This is a genomic window from Plebeiibacterium marinum, assembly GCF_026013615.1.
GTDB lineage: Bacteria > Bacteroidota > Bacteroidia > Bacteroidales > Marinilabiliaceae > Saccharicrinis > Saccharicrinis marinus_A.
In genome coordinates this window covers 55,793-73,230 of the sequence record NZ_JAPDPI010000014.1, presented here as the reverse complement: position 1 = coordinate 73,230, position 17,438 = coordinate 55,793, and the positions used below count along the sequence as shown (strand labels likewise).

At 36.4% G+C, this 17,438-nt stretch carries 11 protein-coding genes; 3 read left to right on the top strand and 8 right to left on the bottom strand.

What is annotated here, in order from left to right:
* Window positions 1-318: 318 nt before the first annotated feature.
* The 6 genes from dnaG to OM074_RS08435 form a co-directional block, all read right to left on the bottom strand.
* Window positions 319-3,540, bottom strand: coding sequence for a DNA primase (gene dnaG / locus OM074_RS08460; protein WP_301199029.1), 3,222 nt, complete (start codon window positions 3,538-3,540; stop codon window positions 319-321).
* Between the two features lie 3 nt (window positions 3,541-3,543).
* Entirely contained in the window at window positions 3,544-3,834 is a 291-nt protein-coding gene (locus OM074_RS08455; RefSeq protein ID WP_301199028.1) for a hypothetical protein, read from the bottom strand.
* A 5-nt stretch (window positions 3,835-3,839) separates the two neighbouring features.
* Entirely contained in the window at window positions 3,840-4,376 is a 537-nt protein-coding gene (locus OM074_RS08450; protein WP_301199027.1) for a phage antirepressor N-terminal domain-containing protein, read from the bottom strand.
* 66 nt (window positions 4,377-4,442) lie between these two features.
* On the bottom strand, window positions 4,443-4,778 hold the full coding sequence (locus OM074_RS08445; RefSeq protein WP_301192667.1) for a DUF4406 domain-containing protein: 336 nt from the start codon (window positions 4,776-4,778) through the stop codon (window positions 4,443-4,445).
* A gap of 185 nt (window positions 4,779-4,963) precedes the next feature.
* Window positions 4,964-5,290 (bottom strand): helix-turn-helix domain-containing protein, encoded by a 327-nt coding sequence (locus OM074_RS08440; RefSeq protein ID WP_301199026.1) that lies wholly within the window; start codon window positions 5,288-5,290, stop codon window positions 4,964-4,966.
* A gap of 233 nt (window positions 5,291-5,523) precedes the next feature.
* Window positions 5,524-6,507, bottom strand: coding sequence for a hypothetical protein (locus tag OM074_RS08435; protein ID WP_301199025.1), 984 nt, complete (start codon window positions 6,505-6,507; stop codon window positions 5,524-5,526).
* Window positions 6,508-7,345: 838 nt separating this feature from the next.
* Between OM074_RS08435 and OM074_RS08430 the strand changes: the two genes are divergently transcribed.
* Both OM074_RS08430 and OM074_RS08425 read left to right on the top strand, forming a co-directional pair.
* Window positions 7,346-10,579 (top strand): TonB-dependent receptor, encoded by a 3,234-nt coding sequence (locus tag OM074_RS08430; RefSeq protein WP_301199024.1) that lies wholly within the window; start codon window positions 7,346-7,348, stop codon window positions 10,577-10,579.
* A 288-nt stretch (window positions 10,580-10,867) separates the two neighbouring features.
* On the top strand, window positions 10,868-12,646 hold the full coding sequence (locus OM074_RS08425; RefSeq protein WP_301199023.1) for an SLC13 family permease: 1,779 nt from the start codon (window positions 10,868-10,870) through the stop codon (window positions 12,644-12,646).
* An 85-nt stretch (window positions 12,647-12,731) separates the two neighbouring features.
* On the opposite strand, the gene OM074_RS08420 is transcribed toward OM074_RS08425, so the two are convergent.
* Together OM074_RS08420 and OM074_RS08415 are read right to left on the bottom strand one after the other, a co-directional pair.
* Entirely contained in the window at window positions 12,732-13,112 is a 381-nt protein-coding gene (locus OM074_RS08420) for a RidA family protein (RefSeq protein ID WP_301199022.1), read from the bottom strand.
* Window positions 13,113-13,157: 45 nt separating this feature from the next.
* Complete coding sequence (locus tag OM074_RS08415) at window positions 13,158-15,926, bottom strand: putative LPS assembly protein LptD (RefSeq protein WP_301199021.1); 2,769 nt, start codon at window positions 15,924-15,926, stop codon at window positions 13,158-13,160.
* 385 nt (window positions 15,927-16,311) lie between these two features.
* On the opposite strand from OM074_RS08415, the gene OM074_RS08410 reads away from it, so the two are divergent.
* Entirely contained in the window at window positions 16,312-17,427 is a 1,116-nt protein-coding gene (locus OM074_RS08410) for an N-acetylmuramoyl-L-alanine amidase family protein (protein ID WP_301199020.1), read from the top strand.
* Window positions 17,428-17,438: the final 11 nt, after the last annotated feature.

Here is a 17,438-nt window from a genome sequence, read left to right as displayed (position 1 = left end):
ATAATTTTTTACTTTTCTGTGGGCTATGGTATTTTTCCAAAACCGTCCTCACCCCTCACTTTTTAGCTATATATCTTATTATCAATAAATTAAAATGAGGACACTGAGGACAGGTGAGGGACGAGAGCCGTTTTTCCCTCACTCGTCCCTCATTTATCCCTCGTTCATCCCTCACCTGTCCTCACTTATTTTTAGAGCAAGAAAACATATAGTATTAAATATCAATCTATTAATATCTATCCTCATAAAGATTGAGGAAATGAGGACGGTTTTTGCTTTAATACCATTTGCTAAAGTAAAACTGCATAGTTTAGTATTTTATAAGGTTATCCTTTCCAATTCTATGCCCTGGTCATTGAGCATGTCATAATTCAATATGTAGGCACTTGTCCGGCTTTTACCAAACAATACATTTTTCCTGCGGTGTTCGATAAATGAGCGGTGTTTCTTCAGGTACTCACCAACAACCGCCTGGTCAAGCGTGGTTAATCCTTCTTTTCGTGCTTGTTCCCTGTACAGTCCGTGTATCGAGCCAACTCTCAGGTAAAGTTGTTTGCTGTTGTTTTCTCCAACCACAATCTTGTAATGTACATCCTCAGTAAGTTTGTAAAGGTTAACCAATGATTGCAGTACATGAAAGTATTGCTCCACTTCATCACTTTGATGCTGTACTGATATGGTAAGTTTTGCAGAGCGGATTAAAGCTTGTTTTGCTGTTTGATAATCAAACGGAAATTCTAAATCGGAATGCTCCATTAGAATTTTCATTGGCGTAAGCACCGATGAGATATTGAGTACCGTCCTTCGGTCAACATTACCATACTCTTGGGTCAGTTCATCCATGACCTCAGAACTTACTCCTGGTTCCTCTTTTGAGTAATGTTCTTCAACCAAATAACGAAAATCAAAAACGGAGCATGTAATATTGGTAAACTGTAAACTTTCCTCGGCTGCTTTAAATGATTTTAAATCGGAATAATTCCCACGGTTAGTATCATCAAATTCGCCCAATAAACTACGGCTACATAAAGCAGGGTCTTGTGTCGGTAAATCCTGACCGCTAATTATACCCGAACCCCTGGGCTTGGCAATACGTGTTTCATTACCACCCGATTTTACACCTGTCAATTTTCCATTACGGTCGGCAATACCTTTTAACGCCTCGATGGTATTTTTGTGAATGCTATTCTTGTACTCATTACCCCAAAACGGATGGTTGGTAGTGGAATCCATACTACGCTGCATACCTGTACTTGTACTCCCTGATGCGAGGTTAATACCGTCCTCCATCGGAGGTTTACCAAACATATACATGATGCTTCGGGCTGCGGTACTCTTACCGGATTGACGTTTCCCGAAAAGGAACAATAAAGGGAAGTATCCGAAATTGGCTTTGTAGATAAGGTCACTAAAAACGGTTGATATGTAATAAGCAATCAATAATTCAGCATTGCCGGGATAAACACTACTCATTGAAGTTGCCCATTTTCCAAAGTTCCAATCGTTGCCTTTTATCGGCTTCACATACTTTGAGTTTTCTTTGAATGGATTACCACCATCGGAACTACCGATTTTAAGAGCTTTACCATAGGGCAGATAGAAGAAATGCAACAAATGAACCTGGCTCTGTTTAATATTCTCCTTTAGTTTATCTTTTCCATACTTGCCGATAAATTCTGCTGTGGTATTAAGTACATGAAAGGTATCGTTAATTCGTATCTGACTTTCCGGAGGAATGTTTTCAAATTCATCCATGTTGTTTATTTGTGTGGCATGGGTAGTGATACCGTATTCGTCAATTGGATGAAAGTTTTTCGTGTAGTATAAGCCGTTTGCAAAAACCCAAAAGCGGTTTTCTTCATTGTAACCTACACGCTCCAACTCTTTGGCTTCGGGTATTCCAAGCAGTTTCACATTTTTAATATTGTCGAGCTGGCTATCGTTACCGTACCAAAAGAATCCATGTCGCCTGTGTACCTGTTTCTTGAATGATGCAGGGGTACAAAAATCATCGGATGAAATAATAGCCAGGCGTTTTCTTCCGTATTGGCTCATCAGGCGCAAAACATATTTCAGGTCGGTTCTGCCTTGTGGGTCTTTATGGAACACACAGAATAAGGCTTCAAAAGTAAAGTTGGATATTTGCTTCGGGTTCTTTCCTTCAACCGTCCAATAAGCTCCATCTTCTTCATAAAACTGATTGGTCAGAAGGTTCTCCTGTTGTTCCTTTTTCAGCTTGATTATATCGCTGATGTTTTCCTTTTTCTTGACCTTTTTCTCCGTAGGCTGACTATAATCCTTTAAAGCATCCTGCCAAGCTTTCTTGGGTTTAATCTGTTCAGAAACAAAGTCCAGATAGACCTCCTGGTTCGTTTTGTCATAGCAGCATATCAAGGAAGCCATACGTTTTATTACTTCCGATTTCTTTACAGGGTCATTTGCAAAGCGGTCAGCATATTCAGCCGTTTTGTAGATGATGTAATCCTCCTGTTGTTCATCGTACTGAAGAAACGTTTTGTTGTCGATGAAAAGAGAATCAGGGTCTTGTTTTTCCGGGAGTACCAATACCGAAACGTGAAATTGGTTCTTAATCAGGATTTCAGCATTTCGGCACATGGCATTTCGCCCGGCACTATCGCCATCGTAAATAAGTGTAGCCTTATTGGTATATTTTTTCAGGAGCTTTGCCTGTGCATTGGTGAGTGCAGTTCCGCAAGTGGCGACTGTATTTATCACACCTATTTCGTGCATCCGAAGCACATCGGAATAACCTTCAACTATATATGCTCTGTCATTGTTTTTAATGGCAAAACGAGCCACATTTAAAGCATACAGCTCATTGCCTTTGATGTAGATGCTGCTTTCAGGTGTATTCAAATACTTAACCTTTGGATTTTCATTCAAATCACGCCCGGCAAATGCAATAGTCTGACCTCGTGAATTTGAAACAGGGAATATCAATCGGTTTCTAAAAAAGTCATAAACGCCTTTGTCATTGCTTCTAAGTACGCCAATTTCTTCAAGTATCTCTGTTTTTAATCCTTTTTCTCTTGCATGGGCCAGTAGAGCATTATCAGTTGGAGCATAACCAATATTGAAACTGCCGTTTTCAGGAATAGCCATGTTACGCTCCTTGATGTACTGCTGGGCATCTTTGTGATTAACTTGTTCCAAAAAGAACTTCTCAATAATACTACAAGCGATTTTCAGGCTTTCTTCATGTTTGAATTTGGCTTCATCCCAATTGGTGCTTTTTTTCCATTCAAAATTGAGGTTCAAAAGCTTTGCGCCAATTTCAACGGCTTCTTTAAACTCAACATTTTCATGCTCCTTAATAAACTCAATGGCATTACCGCCTTTATCACAACCAAAGCATTTGAAAATTCCTTTTGCCGGATTAACGCTGAACGAAGCCGTTTTCTCATTATGAAACGGACAACAAGCTTTGTAATTAATCCCTGCTTTCTTTAGTGTGACAAAATTGGAGACTACCTCATAAACTTCATCATTGATTTGCTCTATGACCCTTTTTGCATCCATCGGCTACCAATCTTTTCCTGTCAATAATTCACGATTGTTGCTGTCAAGGCTCATAAAGAACTCATAAACGTTACCCCTGAAATCGTAAAACTTATCTAACAGGTGGTAGCCCATGTCTGAACCCCAAATCTTGTAAAAGAGAGCATTTAGCTCCAACTGTGAATCTTCAATCATTTTTTGAATTTTATTGCCATCAAACGGAAGGTTGGTATAGCCGTTTTTTTCATAGAAACTCTTTATGCGGTTATCGAAATAATATAACTTCGATACCGTATTAGGTGCTAATGCTGTCATGTGTTTTATTTTGGAAAGTCCAGTGATAATTGTCGTTTATTCATTTGCCATTCTTCAAAAGTCAATTCCTTTATATCATTAAGTGCTTTTCTTGCGTCATTGAGCAGCTTCTTTTGGTCGCTATAATCATTTCGTATTCGTTCTACTTCTTCTAACTGCTTTTCTAACGCCTTTTGCTTTTGCTCTAAAAACTCTCCCTGGTCAGTGAAATAATTGAAAAGGGCATTGTAGCATTCCAGCCTGTACTTAATGATTTGTTCTTTAGCCTCAGCCTTGACATTCTTGGGGTTAATTGTAAATAGCCAACCAAATACAAGCTTAAAAGGAATGCAAGCCATTTCTCGTTCTTTCCCATCGGCAGCAACTATACCCCTGAGCGGTACAGTTGAACCCAATATTTCATCACTCTTAATCTTTTCTAACTGGCTTGAGTAATTAACTTCTAAAGCTTGACATATTGGTTTAATGGGGACTAACTTTTCTGCATCATCAATAAGCATGATGCTAACATCTTTGATTCTTGCTACTGTCTTTGTCTTCATAATCGTTCTGAATTTGATACTTAAATAATGGCAGGGCTACCCTTGAACAACCCTGCCGGAACCGAGCTAATTGCCAAGGGCGGTTATTATTTGCTTTATCTCTTTGTGGCTCATCGGATGAAAAATGGTTTCCAACTTTAAGTCCATCGCAACGGTCAGCTCTATGCGTGACATTATGCTCTCTTTCCAATTGGGCAGAACATAAACCGCCTGGCTTTTCTTTAAAAGCTGAACACGGTTATCCAGTTTGTCAGTCCAACTCATTTTTGCAAAGGGCATTTCAGTTGGATTTACAACGGCACATTTCAATGACTTTAGTTTGGCTTTTATTTTATCGGTATCAACCAAGCCTTTGGAACTGTTTTCGGGTATATCACTACCGCATATATAAATAGTTGGCATTCTCTACTTCTTTACTATGTTCAAATGATTACATAATTGGCTCTCCGGCAGAACTTGAGTATGTGATTTTTTCTTCAACAAAAGTTTAAAGAACGAGAACCTGATTTCCTGTTTTTTAACTTGAGACTTTCTTTCCTTCCTTTCCTTCATTGGAGTTTTAGATTATTAGAACTGCATATAACCAATTACACATTGCTCTTTATTTCCTCCAAGGAAGAATGACGACCAGCTTTAATCCAATCCATTACTTCATCCAATTTGAACAGTAATATCTTACCACCCGGTTTATAGAAGGGAATCTGTTTATTATACACCCTGCCATAAATGGTTTTAACACTTTCGCCCAATAGCAGGGCTAGTTCCGCAGCATTAACATAGTCAAAGCCTGTTCCGGCTTTATGTTGTACTTTTATTAGTTCTGAAACCTTTTTGTTTAGCTGTTCAAGATTCTTTAAAGTTTCAGTTTTGAAGTCGATTTGCACTTCTATCTGTTCTTCCATTTGCTCATCCATTTTCTTGCTGTTTTTTTTATTCAAATTTTCGATAGCAAGTATAGGATAGGCGCATAGCAATTTCCAACGTCGGACTATCCGACATTTTTCAAATAATTTTTATTTCTCATGTATTCAGCATCTTACAAAGGCATTAATTAGCCTTACCGGACACTTTTTGCTGTTTTTGTCGGATACTTTTTTAATTCAAATGGCAATAAAAAGCAATAAATGGTAATCGGTATTTTTGCAAATTATCGGGTTACAATTTCAATGATTACTTTTTCGATGTCACCTGTTGGTAAATTGCGTTCCTGAAAATGCAATTTGATAACTTCAAGGTCAACCAAAAGATTCTTGTCATTTTTAATGTATGGAGCTTTATCTATGAGCCGATAGAAATATACATTTTTGTAATTATCCACATCAATACCGTTTACCACACATAAAAACCGGGCAAGTGTTGAGTTACCAACATCTACCCGGTGTTTTAAGCCCAAAAGCCGAAAAATAAAGTAAGCCCAAAGCACCTGCTGGGCACTAGAAAGCTTTAAGATGGCATCGTGCGTTCTTGGCTTAATTTGTTGGAGGTTTGGAAACGCTTCAACATTTCCGTTTGATTTGAAATATTTGAGAAATTGAAGTTTCCCAAAATAGTCGCTGAAAAAATTATAATAGTCCTGGGGATTTGTTGACGAAAGGTCAACGAGGGGTGAGTAGTAATAAATCTCTAATGCCTTATAGTTAAAGGTCTTTTGTCTGAAATTTATTACATCTTGAAATTTGACTTGATTGTTGCCGGGTATAAGCCATTGGAGTATTGCTTTTGGCTTTATTCGGATTTTACCGACCTGTAAATAACAAAGTTCTCCTTCGTTATTATACACTTCAAGTCTTTTAAGGTGAGTGTTTGGGGGCAGAAATAAAAACGAGAAGTATCGTTCTTTGATGGTAACATACCTCTTGGTGTGTTTCATCCGTTCCCTTATAATGAGGGCTTTTTCAATTATACTATTTATATCTTCCGATTGTACGAGAAAATCATAATCAAAGAGTTTCATTAACTCGGTAGGGAATGGAGCTGTAGGTAAATGTGTTAATTTCTCTACAAGGTTATCCATTTTGGACTCCCATACTGTCGATTCTTTCGCCTTCCTGTAGCCTTGCAGTAAATTCTCAAATACAGCAAGGCAATCCTTTTCAAAGTTCTCCGCAACAATTTTCTGATTTATCATCATAAGCTTCTTTTAAAATGTTAAAAAATAATGGCTTATGATTATCCTCAAGCTCAATCGAAAGTTGTGTTATTACATCATATTATAAGTCTTATTTTTTGAATAAGTTTATTTCTGCCGTTCTTCGTTGTTCCAATGAGTTTAACCATAAGCAAAAATTTTGTGGTAAATAATTTTCATTGGCTGCAAAACTAATTTATTAGCAGAAAAAACCGAATTGAATGCAATTGAAATAAAAATGGAAGGCAAAAACGGCTTGATTGAAAAAAAAATCAAAAAAATTTAATTTCTTTTTTCTCCGTTATTTTGCGTCAAAAAGTATAGTAAAATGTATGATAGGCAATTTTTAAACCTTGCTTAAAAACCACTGTTAGTTACTGTATATTAATGTATTGCAAATCATTTATTTTTCGTTCGGATATACTTTTTATAAATTGTATTTAATTTCTTCAACCTAATATCAATTTTATTGAAGAAACCTCGAACGAACCTTGAACGAACCTTGAAGAATCCTCGTATCCGTTTTCTCCCACTATGTACATTCGTAACTATAAAATTCCTTATTCACATGGCGCCTTCTTCTTCTTCTTCTTCTTCTTCTTCTTCTTCTTGGTATGTTAGCGCTATAGTCGTTTTTGCAGTTTAGCAGAGCAGCTAAAATTATGGTGTTACCCCAGATATTGCTTTTGAGGTATTCGATTTTTGGCAGATAATAATGTTTTAACAGATAATTAAACATTATTAAACCGACTTATCGGTCGATTTAGCTGATATTTGCATCAATAATTTTATATTTTTGTAAGTAACTATTTATAATAGAAAAACCTAAATCAAATTAAAAATGAAAAAGTATTTTTTTGTAGTACTCAGTTGTATTGTGTTGTGCATCTGTGCAGTTTCTGTAAATGCACAGATGACAACATCTGGTATTACCGGTCGTGTTATTTCCAGTGGGGAAAAATTAACCGGGGCAACTGTAATTCTTGTGCATGAACCTACTGGAGCGCAGTATGGAACAATTACCAATGAATCAGGAATTTATAATCTTCCAAACTTAAACCCAGGAGGACCCTATGTTTTAACGGTTTCATTTATTGGTTATAATCAATATGTTAAAAAAGATGTTTATTTGACATTAGGACAAACCTTACAGTTTAATGTTAAATTAAGTGAATCTGCAATGAATATTGATGAAGTGCAGGTTGTGGCAGTTGCTTCTGGTGTTTTTGATGGTAATACTACAGGTTCAAAAACAACAGTATCAAGAGAAAGAATTGAAAGTTTGCCGGCTATAAGTCGTGGTATTAGTGATTTTGCAATGCTTACACCCCAGGCTAAAATTAATTCTGATGGGGGAGTGGAGATTGCAGGACAAAACAGTAAATACAATAGCTTTACTATTGATGGTGCAGTTCAGAATGATGTTTTTGGTTTAGCCAGTAGTGGTACAAATGGTGGGCAGATTGGAATTAACCCAATGAGTATGGATATCATTGACCAGTTAACTATTTCGTTGTCGCCATATGATGTTACTCAAAGTGGTTTTGCAGGAGCTGGTATAAATGCTGTTACAAAAAGTGGTACAAATAAGTTTAATGGATCGGCATATGGGTATTACCGAAATGAAAGCCTGGCAGGAAAAACACCTACAGATAATCCAGAAGTGAAAAGAGAAAAAATGGATGAATTTACTGCTAAAACATATGGATTGACATTAGCAGGACCTCTTGTTAAAAATAAACTTTTCTTTTTTGGTAATGTTGAAATTCAAAGAGATGAAACCCCAAAACCTTTTGACTTTGCTGATTATACTGGTTCTGCAAGTCAACAGGATTTAATATCCTTAGAAAACAAATTAGTTAATGATTACGGATATAATCCAGGATCTTATGAAAATACAAAATCAACTTTGGAAAGTGAAAAAGTATTTTTGAAATTAGATTGGAATATTAGTCAGAAACATAAGTTTTCTATTCGTCATCAATACTCAAATGGAGTTAGTATATCTCCTTCTACATCGAGTAAATCAAGTATTTACTTTTCAAATTCAGGAAAGGATTTCTCTTCTAAAACAAATTCAACTACAGCTGAATTGAAAAGTATATTTAGTTCAAAGGTTGCAAATAAACTTCGTTTAGTTTATACAAATGTTGATGATAACAGAGATCCGATGGGAGGAAGGTTTCCATATATATATTTGGCAGAAGAGAAGATTAATTTGGGAAGTGAGCAATACTCCACAGCTAATAGATTAAAGCAAAAAGTTCTATCATTTACTGATAATTTAAATATTTATTCGGGTAAGCATAGTTTTACTCTAGGGATGCATCATGAATACTATGACATGTTTAATGTGTTTATCCGTCAAAATTATGGATATTATTCATATGCTGATTTGGCTACATTTATGGCTGATCCTAATAATTACGATAGCTTTAGACGTAGTTTTTCGGCTGTGGATGATGTTACGGGTGACGGAACTAAAGGGGCTGCTGAATTTAAAGTGTTACAATTGGGATTCTATGTTCAAGATGATTATCAGGTTAATGATAATTTTAAATTGACTTACGGAGTTAGGATGGATTTACCTATGTACTTAGATGATCCTAGAGAGAATTTGGATTTTAATAATTCAGTAATCCCATACCTGGAGGATACTTATGGAGTTGATTTAAAAGGAGCTAAAACAGGTAAAATGCCTAAAACTTCAGCATTGTTCTCTCCTCGTGTTGGTTTTAACTGGGATGTTAATGGAGACAAAACTATGCAGGTTCGAGGGGGTGCTGGTTTATTTACCAGTCGCATACCTTATGTATGGCCTGGAGGATCGTATAATAATAACGGAATGACCATTGGTGGTATTTCAGATTATTCTCAAGCTTATTCTTTTAGTGGTAAGTGGAATAATCAGCCAAAAATTGAAGGAGCCCCATCTGGACAAATAGACATCTTTGCAGAAGATTTTAAAATGCCTCAAGTGTTTAGAGCTAATTTGGCTTTGGATAAAAAATTGCCTTATGGTATCAATAGTACTTTTGATATAACATATACAAAGAATGTTAATAATGTAGCATATCAAAATTTGTTGGTTAATAATAGTGGCAAAAAGCTTACAGGAACTGGTGATGACAGGATTATCTGGGAAAACATCCAGAATGATGTTAATAATAATTCTGGTGCAGAAGGAAAGTACACTGGAATTTATTTAGGCTATAATACTAGTAAAGGTCATAGTTTTAACTTTTCCACAATGTTTGATAAAAAATGGAATAATGGCTTGTTTGCTAGTGTAGGTTATAACTACGGTATTGCTAAGGCAATGAATGATGGACAATCATCTCAAAACTCATCGCAATGGCGTGTTCCAAACCAAAACGGTCGCAATAATTTAAAATTAGGATACTCAGCTTATGATTTAGGACATCGTATTATGGCAAATGTATCTTATAAATTTGATTATTGTTCCTTTACAAATTCAACCATTACATTATTTTATAACGGACAATCGGGTAGTAGATATTCGTTTGGATACAATAATGGTGTTAGCAGATACGCTGGGCCTGCAGGAGGTGAAGTTGATGGTAAAAACTTAACTTTAATGTATGTTCCAGAAGATCAAAATGATATTGTTTTGGTAGATGATGGAGACTACACCGCTCAGGCGCAGTGGAATGATTTAAACTCTTTTATTAATGATCATAAATACTTAGATGAACATCGAGGTGAAATAGTAGATCGTAACTCTCAACGTATGCCATTTGAACATACTTTGGATTTAAAATTTATGCAGGAGTTTAGATTTAAAGTTGCTGCAAATCGTGAAAATAAAATTCAGATAACTTTTGATGTCTTTAATTTTACTAATATGCTAAATAAAGATTGGGGAAGAATGCATTATTCTATAGGTGATTATGGAGTGTACCAGGTATTGAAATTTCAAGGATATCAAGCTGATGGCACAACTCCAACTTATTCTTATTATAATAAGAATGGTAATAAAACTTATGGAATTGATGATTCTGGATTTAAAAGTTCTCGTTGGCAAGCTCAAATTGGAGTGAGATATATCTTTTGATTTATATAGTTTTTTATATGAAGGGCAGCTTATACTTGCCCTTTTTTCTTTTGCAGAAGGTTCTCTGATTGCAAAATAGATTGTATTTATAATATTTTATTTAAAGGCGTCCCGGATTTGTTGGGATGCCTTTTTTATATCTGATAAAAGAGATGGTATTATAGTTTATATAAAAGTTACAAAACAACATTTTATTCGTTATTATTCCCGAATCATTCGGGCAAGGTGATTTAATATAGAGGATTTTTATATTTTTGTTTGTTGAAATAAAATCCCCGAAATTTAAGGATGGAGCATTTTGATGTAATAATTGTATTTGTTGTATTGGCCTTTATATTGGTTTCTTTGTACAAAGAAATATTGGGAGCGGCTTTTACTTTTTTTGTGGCAACTATGGTGTTGGGTTTTTTTGGGGTGCTAACTCCTAAAGAACTATTGGCTGGTTTTGCAAATGAGCAACTTGCTGTAATTATTATGCTCCTGTTGTTGGGTGATGCTATCAGGCAGATATCTGTCATCGAAATATTTTTCAGTCGTATTTTTCCCAGGCAAAGTGGGTACCGGGGTTTTCTTTCCCGAATTATGCTATGGATTGGTGGGTTTTCTGCGTTTTTAAATAACACACCTTTAGTAGCCGTAATGATGCCCTATGTGCATAACTGGTGTAAACGGAATAATATTTCTCCATCTAAATTGCTATTGCCCTTGTCGTATGCAGCAATTTTAGGGGGCTGTGTTACACTTATAGGAACTTCTACCAACCTTATCGTTAATGGTATGGTTGTTGATCAAACCATATTTCCGGATATGGAACCTATCCGTATGTTCGATTTCTTTTGGGTAGGTTTTCCTATGTTGATTATCGGGTTTTTATACCTTTTCTTTTTTGGAAACAGACTGTTGCCGGAACGAAATATTTTGTCAAAGGAAATTTCCGGCTCAGAGCGTAAATATGTTGTAGAGGCAAAAGTTCATAAAAGCTCCAAATTGGCCGGGAAAACTATTGAAGAGTCTGGTTTGGGGAATTCAAAAGGGCTGTTTTTAGCCGAAGTTGTCAGAAAAAAATATACTTTTCAGGTATTTGACAAAGACTTTGTGCTGGAGTGTGGTGATTTGTTGCGGTTTGCAGGGGAGAGTGAAGATATTGCCAACTTGCTTTCGGATGGTAGTAACCTTACACTACCTACGGTTGGAATGATGAGCAAGTTGAAAAGGGCAGATGTCGTTGAAATCGTTATATCCCACAATAGTAGTTTAATATCTAAAATGGTTAAAGATGTTAAGTTTAGGGCAAAATATGATTCTGTTCTTTTGGCAATACATCGTAATGGAGAAAGGATTACCGGAAAGCTTGAGGAGTTAAAGTTAAAAGCAGGTGATGTTATCCTGATATTGGCGGGTGATGATTTTAATTCGCGTTTGCAGGATGATCTGGATTTTTATGTAATTTCAAAAGTTAAAGAAGTTAGGAAGCCTGAGCGATATAAAGTCTGGACCTTGTTTGGAGGAACCTTATTGGCAATTTTTCTTTCGGCCCTGAATTTAATTCCGTTGTTTATGGGATTGTTGGTTGTGCTGGTGGTAATCAATATACTGGGTGTTGTTAGTGCCAAGGATTTACCTAAAAACATTGATTATAATCTGGCTGTTATTATTGCTTTGTCGCTGGCATTGGGAACGGCCATGATAAAAACAGGTGTTGCTGATATGATTGCCGACTTTATGATATCCATATTATTCCCATTTGGGAAAATAGCTGTTTTAGCCGGTATATATTTAATTACAACTGTTTTGGCTGCATATATTACTAATAAGGCTGCTGTTGCAATAATCTTTCCTATATCGCTTACTGCAGCACATGCTTTAGAACTTAATCCGTTGCCCTTCGCATTGGTGGTTTCTTTTGCTGCAGCCGCTAATTTTCTTACCCCTATAGGTTATCAAACGAACTTGATGGTATATGGGCCAGGGGGTTATACTTTTAAAGATTTTTTTAGGATTGGATGGCCATTGACTATTATTTACATGGTGGTTACTGTTGTTATCTTAAATTACATGTATTTGTAGTTTGGTTGATACTTTGTTTTGTAGTTAAGGTGCAAAAAAAAGCCAACCCGATGTAGGTTGGCCTGGTTTTATAATGCGTTAAAATTTACTGTTTAACTGCAATTGTTTCAATTTCTACTAAAACGCCCAGGGGAAGTTCTTTCACTGCAAAGGCAGCTCTGGCAGGCGGGTTTTCTGTATAACACTTCCCATACACTTCATTCATCTCCTTAAAGTTTGCCATATCCGAAAGCAAGCAAGTTGATTTAATAACGTCGCAAAAAGAGTAGCCAGCTTCAGAAAGTATGGCCTCAATGTTTTTCATTACCTGCTCTGTTTGTTCAATTATTCCACCTTCTACAATATTTCCGGTTTCCGGATTAATGGGAATTTGTCCTGATATGAATAGCATTCCGTTTGCTTCTATTGCCTGGCTATATGGACCTATAGCTGCTGGTGCATTGGGGGTGCTGATTACTTTTTTCATTTTGGGTAATTTTATGTTTAATATCTTACGTTAGAACTTAATGTGCTAAAAGAAATTAGGATTGTCTCTGGGACTACTTCGTTTGTCGTATTTCAGATCCTGAAGTATGGAAGAGTTTACGTTAAGTGTAAAAAAGTAAGATTTATACCTTCCTACAGGAACCAGGTTGAAGCTCATGCCCCAGCAGTGTAAGTCTCTTGATATTCTAAGGTTTGTGTGTGATATTTCTTTTCTGTCAAAGTTATATCCCGAAGAAAAAGAAAATTTCCATTTGGGGGTTAAAGAGAAATCTCCATTAAAATTAATATCCGAAGTTATCTTTTTCTTGTAAGCCATTTTTTGCTTGTCAAATTCGCCGTTGCTTAATCGAAAACTATAGTTCAGTGAAATGTTCCATGGAAATTCAAACTTTGTATATCCATCGTCGTCCATAAGTGTTTCGCGGGTACCCCGTGTCTCGGCAAAATCATCGCCTAAACGATCAACCCGGTCCAGTGGATTGTCTAACATTTCATCCTCAGGTAACTGGGATTCGTCAGTTTCTTCTTCTTCAGAATCGGTTCCGTTTCTCTGTTCTCTCCATTTTTTAAGCTTTTCAGAACCAAATGACAAACCAAAGCTTAGGTTTGCAGATTCCATTCTTACTAATTTTCTGTCCGCCTTCCATAACGATGTATTGATGCGAATTGGTGAACCTGTGGCAGTAGTGTCTAAGGCATAAGGATCAAAGGTAGCCCCAAAATTGATACTGGTCCCTAATATTTTGGTTCTTCCGCTCATATTTATTCTCGACCATTTCAGAGAGTCGGCCAGGAAGTTGTGTGATGTGGAGAAGTTCAGGCTCTCCAGTATTTTTATTTTTTTAAAGCCGGTAGTGTCTCTTTCGCTTTTTACCTTCATCTCAAGGGTGTTGCCAACAGAAAGGCCTAAAGATCCTGATTTTCCTTTGCCCGGAGTACCATAAAGGGCTCCTTCGTATCGTGAATACTCATGCCTGATTATCGAATCTAAATTAGGGTTGTAATATTCAAACCAGTCATAGTAACCAAATTTTTCATCTCCAAAGTCGGGGCGATAGGATAAACTTGCCGAAGGTGTCATTACATGTCTTATCCGGTCTACTTTCTTACCAAATAATTTGCGCCACGGAGTATACATAGTATAAAACTTGGTGGAGGTGCTTACAGAATAGCTGTAGTCGTATACCCTTTTAAAGCCGTTGGTTGTATCGGCTGTTACCACTTTTCCAAGCTCTTCATCCCATTCTTTTGTTATTGATTTACTGTACCACCTTTCTGTATAATTTACAGATGGAGTTAAAGTAAAGTACTTTAGTAATTTCAGGTTTAAAGAAAGAGGTACGGAGTGTTTAACGCCGTTTTCCCATTCCTGAGGGAATTTTTTTTCAGAGAATTCATACTCCTTTGCGTTCAGGGAATTCCTTAAATTTGCAGTATACGACAAACTTAATTTTTCGTACCATGCTTCCTTAGAGCCAATTTTATTTTTCCTCTTAAAGGGAAAAATCCTGTTCATGGTTAAAGTAAGGTCAGGAGTAGTAAGGCTAATGGTAGTATCACGTGTGTTTTGTGATGCTAAAATATTGGCCGAAAAGTTGAACGGTGAATTAGGAAACCTCCTGCTGTAAGATATACTTGAACGTTTAGTGTTTTGCGCCAGTTTATTTGGGTTGATTACACTTGTAACGTTGTTTTGGTCAAACGAACTACTTGAAAAGTTTACACTTGCTGAAAAGGTTTGAAATGGATTGGCTTTGGAATCCTGACGGTGAGACCAGTTTATAGAAAAATCCTTTGATTTGCTGTAATCAGGGAGATCCTTTTCGCTATTTACATTCACTATGTATTGAACGCTTAAATTTCCTGAAAACTTATAGTTGAGTTTGTATTTGGAATTACCCCTTAAACCCCAGGATTCGTTGGCATATAAATCACCCGTAATGGCCATGTCGAAGTAATCACTGGCAGCCCAGTAATAGCCTCCGTCGCGTAAAAACAGACCCCTGTTGCTTTCTTCTCCATACGAAGGCATGATTATACCTGAACTATAGCTGCTTGTGTTGGGTATAACTGCAAACGGAATCCCAATTGGCAGCGGGATGTCTTCAACAACCAGATAGGCCGGACCAGTGATGGTTTTTTTACCTGGAATAACCTTGGCTTTTGTAAGGTTAAGGTAAAAGTGAGGGTGTTCATGGTTGTCGCATGTACTATAATGTCCGTCTTTTATCGAAAATGAATCATCAGGTGCTTTTTTTGCATATTCGCTAACAACATATCCTTCGCCCTGTTCAGTAACAACATGTTCGATAATAGCCTTTTTGCTTTCGAAATTGTATTTTATCTTTTTCATTTCGTACGAACCGCTTTTGTCTGTAAATACAGGCAGTCCGCTGGCAACACCTAAGGAATCTTCAATTCCGTAGGCATAGGTTAAACTGCTGTCCAGGTCGAGTTCGATACAGGCGGCAGTTAGCGTAATATCTAAATACTTTACTTCGGCATCGCCATATAAAAAAACCTTTTTAGATCCATCCATGGTCATGATGATTGAATCTTTGGCAGTGTATTCTACATCGGCTTCTATCCCCAGTCCCTTAGAATCAGAGGATCCGGAAACCCCGGTAGAGTCAAGTGGGGCAACAATTGAATCATTTGACAGGGTAGCTATGGTATCATTTTGTGATACCTGGGCAAATGATAAATTGAAAAATAGACTGTAAATCAATAAAATAAATAGCGGATAAACCTTGGTTGTATATCCGGTGTGTATGTTGTTTTTATTTTGATTCAATGCTTTGATTCTTTAATTTTCAAGTTGCGACAAAAATAAATAAAAATTGATGATAGAGACTTTTTATTTATAAAATAAGCGCCTTGAAATAGTAATTATTTGTATTTATTGCCGACATCTGTTAGCAAATAATCTGCCATGGTTTTAATTAATGCATATTTTAAGCTAAAAAATTCATTATTTTTCAGAAAAGAGGATAGTTATTTCATTGTCAAAGGTTATTTTTGAACATTATTTGAAAAATATAATAAAGAAGCAACCAACAGTCAGGTTATAAGACTATAACTTTGGATGAAACTGAGCCGAAAACTTCATGGGAATGTGGTTGCGGCAGTATAGAGGAATTTGTGACTGAGTATAGGATGTAGCTGAGGACAAAAGTAAAATGAGTCAAACTATTATTAAGGGAATGAATATCAAAAATATTATATGGTGTTTGCCGGTGTTTGTTTTAATGATGACTTTTTATGCAAATCCGGTAACAGGACAAACTACCGGAAAATTTCAAAGGGTGGTTATTGATGCAGGACATGGAGGGAAAGACCCCGGAGCACATGGTAAATATGCAAAGGAGAAAGATGTGGTTTTGGCTGTTGCATTAAAGCTTGGAAATTATATTGAAAAGTATATGCCGGAAGTTGAGGTTGTATATACCCGTAAAAAAGATGTTTTTGTACCATTAAAAGAACGGGCAAAAATAGCTAATAAGTCAGATGCCAGCTTGTTTATATCCATACATGCAAATTATATTTCTAATCCTAAGATTACTGGAACAGAAACCTTTGCTTTAGGGCTTCATCGAACCCAGGATAATTTAGAGGTTGCAAAAAAGGAAAACTCAGTAATAGTTTTGGAAGACGATTATTCAACAACTTATGAAGATTTTGACCCGAATTTAGCAGAGTCTTATATCATTTTTGAACTATATCAGAATATATATTTAAACCAAAGTCTGGAAATGGCAGATATGGTTCAGCATCAGTTTGGAGAGCGGGTAGGTAGAAGAAACCGTGGTGTGAAGCAGGCTGGTTTCTTGGTTTTGCGCGAGATTGCTATGCCTGGGGTGTTAGTTGAATTGGGATTTTTGAGTAATTCTATAGAGGAAAAATATTTATCGTCAAACGAAGGGCAAACATTGCTTGCCTCCGGTATTTACAGGGCATTTAGGGATTATAAAAATAACTTTGAGGCTAAAAACAATATTGAGATAAAAGAAACCCCGAAAAAAACAACAGGCCCAGGTGTTTTGTATCGAATCCAGGTGGCTAGCAGCAAGCGACAAATAAAACAGGGAACCTCGATATATAAAAAGTTTGCTGATTTATATGAATATAAGGATGGAAAGTATTTTAAATACGCAGTGGGAGAGTCGGATAGTTTTAGTGGAATTAGCAAACAGGTTGGTATGGTGCAGGAAAAAGTAAAGGATTGTTTTATAATAGCTTTTAAAGATGGTCAAAGGATTTCTTTAACAGAAGCAAAAAAACTAACCCAAGAATAGAATATACTTTA